The sequence below is a fragment of the Pseudolysinimonas sp. genome (genome assembly GCF_031389465.1).
Classification (GTDB): Bacteria; Actinomycetota; Actinomycetes; order Actinomycetales; family Microbacteriaceae; genus Pseudolysinimonas_A.
In genome coordinates this window covers 1-8,380 of sequence record NZ_JANMSQ010000277.1, presented here as the reverse complement: position 1 = coordinate 8,380, position 8,380 = coordinate 1, and the positions used below count along the sequence as shown (strand labels likewise).

At 68.5% G+C, this 8,380-nt stretch carries 10 protein-coding genes; 8 read left to right on the top strand and 2 right to left on the bottom strand.

Features of this window, described 5'->3' with window-relative positions; translation table 11 throughout:
• Both RMO30_RS10975 and RMO30_RS10970 read left to right on the top strand, forming a co-directional pair.
• Positions 1–1,770: Rne/Rng family ribonuclease (locus RMO30_RS10975; RefSeq protein WP_309713272.1), on the top strand; the 1,770-nt coding region annotated here is incomplete at its 5' end.
• Positions 1,767–2,417 (top strand): hypothetical protein, encoded by a 651-nt coding sequence (locus tag RMO30_RS10970; protein WP_309713269.1) that lies wholly within the window; start codon positions 1,767–1,769, stop codon positions 2,415–2,417. The genes RMO30_RS10975 and RMO30_RS10970, both read left to right, overlap by 4 nt.
• Here RMO30_RS10970 and RMO30_RS10965 read toward each other — a convergent pair.
• Positions 2,414–2,695: a DUF4031 domain-containing protein gene (locus RMO30_RS10965; protein ID WP_309713266.1), complete on the bottom strand. Its 282-nt coding sequence runs from the start codon at positions 2,693–2,695 to the stop codon at positions 2,414–2,416. The two genes, RMO30_RS10970 and RMO30_RS10965, sit on opposite strands and share 4 nt — an antisense overlap.
• Positions 2,696–2,729: 34 nt before the next feature.
• Here RMO30_RS10965 and RMO30_RS10960 point away from each other — a divergent pair, with 34 nt between their 5' ends.
• From RMO30_RS10960 to proB, 5 genes are all read left to right on the top strand, one after another.
• Positions 2,730–3,305 carry a hypothetical protein gene (locus tag RMO30_RS10960; protein ID WP_309713263.1) on the top strand — a complete coding sequence of 192 codons (576 nt, stop codon included), beginning with the start codon at positions 2,730–2,732 and terminating at the stop codon, positions 3,303–3,305.
• Between the two features lie 134 nt (positions 3,306–3,439).
• Positions 3,440–3,748, top strand: coding sequence for a 50S ribosomal protein L21 (rplU, locus tag RMO30_RS10955; protein WP_309713260.1), 309 nt, complete (start codon positions 3,440–3,442; stop codon positions 3,746–3,748).
• A 10-nt stretch (positions 3,749–3,758) separates the two neighbouring features.
• Positions 3,759–4,013, top strand: coding sequence for a 50S ribosomal protein L27 (gene rpmA / locus RMO30_RS10950; RefSeq protein ID WP_309713258.1), 255 nt, complete (start codon positions 3,759–3,761; stop codon positions 4,011–4,013).
• Between the two features lie 95 nt (positions 4,014–4,108).
• Positions 4,109–5,629 carry a GTPase ObgE gene (gene obgE, locus RMO30_RS10945; protein WP_309713256.1) on the top strand — a complete coding sequence of 507 codons (1,521 nt, stop codon included), beginning with the start codon at positions 4,109–4,111 and terminating at the stop codon, positions 5,627–5,629.
• Complete coding sequence (proB, locus tag RMO30_RS10940) at positions 5,626–6,408, top strand: glutamate 5-kinase (protein ID WP_309713253.1); 783 nt, start codon at positions 5,626–5,628, stop codon at positions 6,406–6,408. The genes obgE and proB overlap by 4 nt, the downstream gene beginning before the upstream one ends.
• Before the next feature lie 6 nt (positions 6,409–6,414).
• On the opposite strand, the gene RMO30_RS10935 is transcribed toward proB, so the two are convergent.
• On the bottom strand, positions 6,415–7,653 hold the full coding sequence (locus tag RMO30_RS10935) for an MFS transporter (protein WP_309713250.1): 1,239 nt from the start codon (positions 7,651–7,653) through the stop codon (positions 6,415–6,417).
• A gap of 46 nt (positions 7,654–7,699) precedes the next feature.
• Between RMO30_RS10935 and RMO30_RS10930 the strand changes: the two genes are divergently transcribed.
• On the top strand, positions 7,700–8,380 hold a 681-nt coding region (locus RMO30_RS10930; RefSeq protein ID WP_309713247.1), incomplete at its 3' end, for an aldehyde dehydrogenase family protein.

Below are 8,380 nucleotides of genomic sequence, written 5' to 3'. Positions count from 1 at the left end.
GCCGAGTTCCTCGCCCGCCGCGAAAGCGTCGACCGGGTGATGATCGTGCGCAGCAAGTTCGGCCGCATCCAGATCGCCGTTCTGGAAGATGGCGTGTTGGTCGAGCACTACGTCGCGCGGGCGCAGGACGCGAGCCTCATCGGCAACGTCTACCTCGGTCGCGTGCAGAACGTGCTGCCGTCGATGGAGGCAGCGTTCGTCGACATCGGTCGTGGACGCAACGCCGTGCTGTACTCCGGCGAAGTCGACTGGGATGCTGCCGCAGCTGCCGCGGAGAGCGACGGCAACAAGAACCAGGCCCGCCGTATCGAGCTCGCGCTGAAGCCGGGCGACAAGGTGCTCGTGCAGGTCACGAAGGACCCGATCGGCCATAAGGGTGCGCGTCTCACCTCTCAGGTGTCGCTGCCTGGCCGCTACCTGGTCTACGTACCGAACGGCTCGATGAACGGCATCAGCCGCAAGCTGCCGGACACCGAGCGGGCCCGCCTGAAGAAGATCCTCAAGGAGGTGCTGCCCGACGAGAACGGCGTCATCGTGCGCACCGCCGCCGAGGGTGCCACCGAGGAGCAGCTCACTCTCGACGTGCAGCGCCTGATCAGCCAGTGGGCCGAGATCAGCCGTGCCGTCGAGACGCAGCCGGCTCCCGCCCTGCTGCACAGCGAGCCCGACCTGTTGCTCAAGATCGTGCGGGATGTCTTCAACGAGGACTTCCACAAGCTGGTCATCGAAGGTCAGGATGCGCTCGACACGATCTCGGGGTATCTCAACGCTGTCGCGCCCGACCTGGTCGAGCGGGTCGAGAAGTTTGAGGGCGACCGCGACTCTTTCGACGAGTTCCGGGTCAGCGAACAGATCGACAAGGCGCTCGAACGCAAGGTGTGGCTGCCCTCGGGTGGCTCGCTGATCATCGACCGCACCGAGGCCATGACCGTCGTCGATGTCAACACCGGCAAGTTCGTCGGGTCTGGCGGCAACCTCGAAGAGACGGTCACCCGCAACAACCTCGAGGCTGCCGAAGAGATCGTGCGCCAACTGCGGTTGCGCGACATCGGCGGCATCATCGTCGTCGACTTCATCGACATGGTGCTCGAGACCAACCGAGACCTCGTGTTGCGGCGTCTCGTCGAATGCCTCAGCCGCGACCGCACGAAGCACCAGGTGGCCGAGGTGACCTCGCTGGGGCTCGTGCAGATGACCCGGAAGAAGCTCGGCCTCGGGCTGATCGAGTCGTTCAGCGAGAACTGCGAGACCTGCGCGGGTCGCGGCATCGTCATCCACCACGATCCGGTGTTCAAGCATCGGTCGCCGGTCGGCGAGAACCCTGGCGGGTCGAACTCGTCGGGTGGCTCGTCGCGCAGTCGGCGCGGACGCGGTGGCGGGGGCGGTGCGGCCCCGAGCTCGGGCGTGAAGAACGGCGTCGGCGGTGCCGGCACCCACGCGATCACCGAAGACGTCAAGAACGCCCTCGCGCAGATCGCGAAGAGCACCGTGCCGCACGTCGAACACCACGGAACCGCGACCCACCCGGTCGAGGTGCACAGTGTCGAGGAGGTCGCCGTCGCGGTGGCCGAAGCAGCGGTCGAGATTCTCGACATCCCCGTGCAGAAGGCGCCGCGCTCAGGCCGCAAGGTCAGTACGGCGGATGCCGAGAACATCCTCGGTTCGGTGCTTGAGGCGCTGCCCGAGCCGAAGCTGCCCGGGCAGGGTCGCCGCGGTTCGCGCCGCGCGTCGACCGGCGGCACCGTCACGCCGTCGGCCGCGATCGAATGAGCACCCCCGTCGGCCCGGCAGGGGACGATCTGGTGATCGTGCCCCCGCCGCCGCCGGGCGAACCTCAGCCGTCGGCCCGACCGTCGTCAGCCGAAACGCTGACCCCGATCGTGCTGCCTGCGGGTGCCCCGACCCGGAGCCCCGCGCTCTTGCTCGGCGTCGCGATCGCTGCTGCAGCCGGGCTCATCGTCAACGTCGCCGGCCTCGTCGGCTTCCCGTACAACGCTCCGGTCGAGCAGATCTATGCGCTCGGCATTTCGATCGACCTGATCGCGATCGTGATCGTGTGCGGGCTCGGGGCGCTCATGTCGCGACGCGGCTACCCGCTGCGCGCCCAGTCGGCGATCACCGTCGTGGCGCTCGCTTTCGCGCTCGGCGCGGCGGTGTTGTGGATGGTCGCGGGCGGCATCGCCTCGGTCATCCAATTGTTCACTCCTGAAGGGGGCCGCTACATGTACGCGAGCGCCGGCCTCTTCTATGGCGGAGCGACCTGGGTGCTCGCCGTCATCTTCGGCTCACACGGTTACCGCGCGGGCGGAACGCTGCGCAACAACGCAACCGCGTTCGCCGCCCTCGCACTCGCCGGAGTGCTCGCCAGCTACGCGATCGCCTCCTCGCTGATTTACGGGCTCGGGCTGACCAACTAGGGATGCCGGTGGGCACGCTTGTCGCGCTGCCGCACCCGGAGTCCGGACGCCTGAAGTCGCCGTAGCAGCTCGCGCCCCGTCACGGGCTCGGCACCGCGGGCGACGAGGTCATCCCAACTGCGCAGCGGCACGTCGTAATGGTCGTTGTCGAAACCGCGCTCCGGGATGCCGGCGGCCGCGGCGAACTCGTGCAGCTCGGCGTAGGACGTGTCGCTCACCAGGTGCGCCCACACAGTGCCGTGCGCGGGCCAGATCGGCTCGTCGATCAGCACCGTCATGGGGCGATCCTACGAGCGCCGTTAGGGTGGCGGCATGACGCAGCAGGATCTCGCGAAAGCCATCCAGCGACCCGGCGCTGTGCCGCCGTTCCTGGCAGCGCTCGGCATCTTCCTGGCCCTCGTCGTGTTGGGCTTCCTCGGTGCGACGTTCACGGCGCTGTCGGTCTCGACTTGGGTGGAGTATCCGGCCGGGTTCTTTCTACATATCTGGGCGGCGCAACTCCTGTCGGGCCTCGTCGGCCCGTTGCCGATCGCGCTGGGCGCATTCCTCTGCTTCTGGCAGATCGCGCCGATCGCGCCGAACCTGCGGCTTGCGCATGTCGTGACTCGGGCGATCCTCGCCGGCCTCGCGGGCACTCTGCTTCTCTTCCTGGTCGGGATCGCCTGGTGGCTGGTCACCCAACTGCTCGCGCTCGGGGGAGTGCTCGACGGCGGCGGCCTGTACGATTCGACCCCACTCGGACCCAACCCGCTTTCGCTCCTCTTCCAATCGCTCGCGACCTTCGTGCAGGTGCTTCCACTGCTCGTCCTCGGTGCCGTTCTGCTCTGGGGATGGCTGCAACGGCATCCCCCGAAGCAGGTCCCGAAGGGCACGCTCGACGAGGTGTGATCACTTCCCGCATCCCGTTTGGGTTTCGGGCGGTCTTGCGGCTAAACTCGACCTTTGGTGTGCGCCCCGGCAGGTGCTGGGCTCCGTCCTCAAACGGTGCAGCCACCCAACTCTCTTCCAACAAAGGATTACTCGTGGTCTACGCAATCGTGCGCGCCGGTGGGCGGCAGGAGAAGGTCGAAGTCGGCACGGTCGTCGTGCTCGACCGCATCGCCGCCGACAAAGACGGCAACATCCAGCTCGTTCCGGTTCTGCTGGTCGACGGCGACACGATCACCCACGACGCCAAGGCGCTCGCGAAGGTGACCGTCACCGCGGAGGTCGTCGGCGACGAGCGTGGCCCGAAGATCGTCATCCAGAAGTTCAAGAACAAGACCGGGTACAAGAAGCGCCAGGGTTTCCGCGCTGACCTGACCCGCGTCAAGATCACCGGCATCAAGTAAGGACCGCGAGATGGCACACAAAAAGGGCGCATCCTCGACCCGCAACGGTCGCGACTCGAACGCGCAGTACCTCGGCGTCAAGCGCTTCGGCGGCCAGGTCGTCAAGGCCGGCGAGATCATCGTTCGCCAGCGCGGCACCCACTTCCACCCCGGTGCGAACGTCGGGCGTGGCAGCGACGACACCCTCTTCGCCCTCGCGGCGGGTGCGGTGCAGTTCGGTGCGAAGGGCCGCCGCAAGGTCGTCAACATCGTTCCGGCGGGCTGACGCCCACTCCATAGGTTTTCGGCGAGGGCGGACTTCGGTCCGCCCTTCGTCACGTTTACGGCCAGGTTTCAATACGGCAGGAAAGGAGTGACCGGATGACGACCTTCGTCGACCAGGTGACTCTTCACTTGCGGGCTGGCCATGGCGGACACGGCTGCGTGTCGGTGCGCCGCGAGAAGTTCAAGCCGCTCGCCGGCCCCGATGGCGGCAACGGCGGCCACGGCGGCGACATCACGCTGGTCGCCGACCCGCAGGTCACGACCCTCCTGAGCTACCACCGCGGCCCGCACCGCTCAAGCGGTAACGGCGGCCCCGGCATGGGTGACCACCGCTCGGGCGCGAGCGGCGAGGGTCTCGAACTCACCGTGCCGGTCGGCACTGTCGTCAGCTCCGCAGACGGCGAACTGCTCGTCGACCTCGACGAACCGGGGATGCGCCTCGTCGTCGCCCCCGGCGGCCAGGGCGGGCTCGGCAACGCCGCCCTCGCGACAACGAAACGCAAGGCCCCCGGGTTCGCACTACTCGGCACTCCCGGCTGGGAGGGCGATGTCGTCCTCGAGTTGAAGACGGTGGCGGATGTCGCGCTCGTCGGGTTCCCCAGTGCGGGCAAGTCGAGCCTCATCGCCGCGATGTCGGCTGCGCGGCCGAAGATCGCCGACTACCCGTTCACGACCCTGCACCCGAACCTCGGCGTCGTCGAGGCGGGCTCGTCGCGCTACACCGTCGCCGATGTGCCGGGACTCATCGAAGGTGCGAGTGAAGGCAAGGGGCTCGGCCTCGAGTTCTTGCGCCATGTCGAACGCTGCGCTGCGCTGCTGCACGTGATCGACTGCGCCACCCTCGAACCCGGCCGTGATCCGCTCACCGACCTCGATGTCATCCTCGGCGAACTGGCCGCTTACCCGGTGCCCGACGGGCAGGTGCCGCTGGTCGAGCGCCCGCAGCTGGTCGCGCTCAACAAGATCGATGTGCCCGACGCCCACGATCTCGCCGAGATGGTGAAGCCGATGCTCGAGGAGCGCGGCTACCGGGTCTTCGAGATCTCGGCGGTGAGCCGAGCCGGGCTGCGGGAGCTGTCGTTCGCGCTCGCCGAGCTGGTGGATGCCGACCGCGCCGCGCGCATCGCCGCCGCCGCGATCAAGCCGCGCATCATCCTGCGGCCGAAAGCGATCGACGAGGTCGAGTTCACGATCCGGGTCGAAGGCGGCACCGAGACGCTCTACCGGGTGCTCGGTGCGAAGCCGGAGCGTTGGGTGCAACAGACCGACTTCAACAACGAAGAGGCCGTCGGCTTCCTAGCCGACCGGCTCGCGAAGCTCGGCATCGAGGAGGCGCTCTTCGCCCACGGCGCCGTGCCCGGGTCGGCCGTCGTCATCGGCCAAGGTGACTCACGCGTCTTCGACTGGGAGCCGACGCTCACCTCCGCGGCGGAGCTCATCACGAGCCCGCGCGGCACCGACGCCCGGTTCGACGACAACCGTCGCCGCACCAGCGCCGGGCGTCGCGAAGAGTACAAAGAGCGGATGGACGCCAAAGCCGCCGCGCGCGCCGAGCTGGAGGCCGAGCGCGGCGCGGGCATCTGGGATACGGATTCGGAAGTTCGGGAGGGCGAGTGACGCGGGACGCGGTACTCGGTGCACGGCGCATTGTCGTCAAGGTCGGTTCGTCGAGCGTCAGCGGCGCCAACACGGGTCAGATTGATCCGCTCGTTGACGCCCTCGTCGCGACCTACCAGCGCGGCGTCGAGGTCGTGCTCGTCTCGTCAGGTGCCATCGCGAGCGCCATCGCGTCGCTCAAACTCGACGGCCGCCCGCAGGATCTCGCAACGCAGCAGGCTGCAGCCGCGGTCGGCCAGAACGTGCTGATGTGGCGGTACCAGACCTCGCTCGACCGCTACAGCATCCTCGCGGGTCAAGTGCTGCTCACCGCAGGCGACCTCGAGAATCCCACCCATCGCAGCAACGCGCAGCGCGCGATGGAGCGGTTGCTCGACCTGCGCATCCTGCCGATCGTCAACGAGAACGACACCGTCGCGACGCAAGAGATCCGCTTCGGCGACAACGACCGACTCGCGGCCCTCGTCTCGGAGCTCATCGGGGCCGATCTGCTCGTTCTGCTCTCGGACATCGATGCGCTCTACACTCGCCCGCCGCACGAGCCTGGCGCCCGGCCGATCGCGCATGTGCCGTTTGACGATGACCTCTCGGGCGTCGAACTCGGCGACATCGGTGCGGCCGGAGTCGGCACCGGGGGAGCGGGCACCAAGATCGCCGCGGCGAAGCACGCGGCGGCGACCGGTACTCCCGTGCTGCTCACCTCGACCGCGAACGTCGCTCTCGCCCTCGCAGGCGGCGAGACCGGCACCTGGTTCGACGCCAGCACTGCCGCGGGATGACCTCGGCTATTTGCCCGATTCGGGTGTCTCGGGCGTGGTTGAGACCCCCGAAATGGGCGATTGGCCTGGTTCTTTCGGCACGAGGGGGATCGCGACCGCGGGGGCGAGGGCGAGCAGAGCGATCGCCGCTGAATAGCCCGTCACGGCGATGAGGGCGCCAACCGTGGGGGCGACGATCGCGGCGGCGAGGTACTGCCCGGTGTTCTGCGCCCCGAGCGCGCGACCCGACCAATGCGCCCCGGCGATCTCGGCGACAGCGGTGAATGCGAGTCCGTTGTCGGCGACACTCACACATGACGCGAGCACGTAGAACACCGCGACGGCCGCTGCCCAGTGCAGTTCGCCGGCGACGGCGGTAAGCAGCAGCAGCGGGATGCCGGCGAGCGCGACCCAGCGCAGCGGACGCAGGCGGCTGCCGAGCCGGTCGCTCAGCACCCCGACCGCGACACGGCCGCCGGCTCCCAACAGTTGGGCGAGCGCGACGACGATTCCCGCGGCGACCGGGTCCCACTGCTGATCGGCGATGAGCCACACCAGACCGAAGGTGGCGAGCGCGTATTGCGGCACGACCAGCAGTGCCGACACCAGATGGATGCGGGCCAACGTTCCGTCACCCCGGTACGGGTTCGCGGGCCGACCTTCAGCGTCGACGGGCCGCGACGGCCGCGGAGGGTTGACGATGAACAGCGCGCTCGCGATTGTCGCGAAGGCGACTACGGCACCGGCGACGATGAGCGATGGCGCGATCTCGCCACCCGCGGCCAGGGCCGGAACGATGAGAGCACCCGCCGCCATGCCGAGGGGGAGCGACGTCTGACGCAGGCCCATCGCGAGCCCGCGTCGTTCCGGTGGGAACCAGCCGATGACGACCCGCCCGCTCGTCGCACTCGTCGCCGCCCCGCCGATGCCGCACAGCGCGAAAGCGAGTGCGAGGAGGACATAGCTATCGGATCCGGCAGCGGCAATTGATGCGAGTGCGCCGACGATGGCGACGACGAGCCCGGTCACCAGGATGATGCGCTCACCCCAGCGGTCGGTCGCCGCGCCCCAGAGGATGAGGGTCAACAGAACGCCGACGTTCGGTGCCGTCGCGATGAGCCCGGCTTCCGCGAGCGAGAGCCCGCGCTCCGTGTGCAGCAACGGGATGAGGTACGCCGGAGTCGAGATCAACAGCGCCGTCGCCGCTTGCGACCCGCCCCCGACGACGAGCATCAGCCATGGGCGGGGAGTGCGAAGCGCGAACATCCCTCCCATCCTGCCCCCGGGGGCGAGCCCGGATAGAATCACGCGCATGTCCGACACCCTGGTCGCCGCCTCGCTCACCTCGAAGTTGGAGCGCGCCCGCGTCGCGTCGCGCACGCTGGCGACCACCGCATCCGGGGTGAAGGATGCCGGCCTCGAGGCGATCGCGCGGGCTGTTGAGAGCGGGGCCGACCGCATCCTGCCGGCCAACGAACTCGACCTCGCGAATGGCCGCGAGAACGGACTCTCGGCGGGGCTGCAAGACCGCCTGAAGCTCGACGAATCCCGCCTCGCCGGGCTGGCCGCCTCGGTGCGGGATGTCATCGCCCTTCCCGATCCCGTCGGTGAGGTGCTTCGTGGCTCGACCCTGCCCAACGGGGTGCTGCTCAGCCAAGTGCGGGTGCCGTTCGGCGTCGTCGGCGCGATCTACGAGGCGCGCCCGAACGTGACCATCGACATAGCTGCCCTCGCGTTGAAGAGCGGCAACGCGGTCGTGTTGCGTGGCGGATCGGCTGCCGAGAACACCAACCGGGTGCTCGTCGAGCTGCTGCAGGAGGCGCTCGCGGGCATCGGGCTTCCCGGTGACGCGGTGCAGACGATCGACGAGTTCGGCCGCGAGGGTGCGAAGCAACTCATGCAGGCCCGCGGCTACGTTGACGTGCTCATCCCGCGGGGGAGCGCACAGCTCATTGACACGGTGGTGAGCGAGTCGAAGGTTCCGGTCATCGAG

Excerpts from the sequence above, each read along its gene's own strand:
- RMO30_RS10960 (WP_309713263.1), top strand. The coding sequence starts at position 2,730 with ATGACGCAGCAGGATCTCGCGAAAGCCATCCAGCGACCCGGCGCTGTG.
- RMO30_RS10970 (WP_309713269.1), top strand. The coding sequence starts at position 1,767 with ATGAGCACCCCCGTCGGCCCGGCAGGGGACGATCTGGTGATCGTGCCC.
- RMO30_RS10935 (WP_309713250.1), bottom strand. The coding sequence starts at position 7,653 with ATGTTCGCGCTTCGCACTCCCCGCCCATGGCTGATGCTCGTCGTCGGG.
- obgE (WP_309713256.1), top strand. The coding sequence starts at position 4,109 with ATGACGACCTTCGTCGACCAGGTGACTCTTCACTTGCGGGCTGGCCAT.
- rpmA (WP_309713258.1), top strand. The coding sequence starts at position 3,759 with ATGGCACACAAAAAGGGCGCATCCTCGACCCGCAACGGTCGCGACTCG.
- RMO30_RS10965 (WP_309713266.1), bottom strand. The coding sequence starts at position 2,695 with ATGACGGTGCTGATCGACGAGCCGATCTGGCCCGCGCACGGCACTGTG.